At 67.4% G+C, this 215-nt stretch carries 1 protein-coding gene; it reads right to left on the reverse strand.

What is annotated here, in order from left to right; translation table 11 throughout:
* A partial coding sequence (locus V9U70_RS00080) for a hypothetical protein (protein WP_336672318.1) occupies positions 1-215 on the reverse strand: 215 nt, incomplete at both ends.

The raw sequence follows: 215 nt of genomic DNA on the forward strand, positions 1-215 counted from the left end.
AGTTCTTCCGTTCTTCCCAGCCGGGCTGTCCGTCGCGGTCGCCGCCGCGGTTGAGCCAGGCGTTCAGCGCCCCCGTCTCGTAGTTCAGTACCAGGTAGTCGTCGCGGCCGTCACCGTCGACGTCGGCGAAAAGGATCTCATCGCGCCCGGGCTCGTGGATGCCGCCCTTGGCGAAGTTCTTCCGTTCTTCCCAGCCGGGCTGTCCGTCGCGGTCG

The sequence above is a fragment of the Streptomyces pratensis genome, assembly GCF_037137275.1.
Classification (GTDB): domain Bacteria; phylum Actinomycetota; class Actinomycetes; order Streptomycetales; family Streptomycetaceae; genus Streptomyces; species Streptomyces pratensis_B.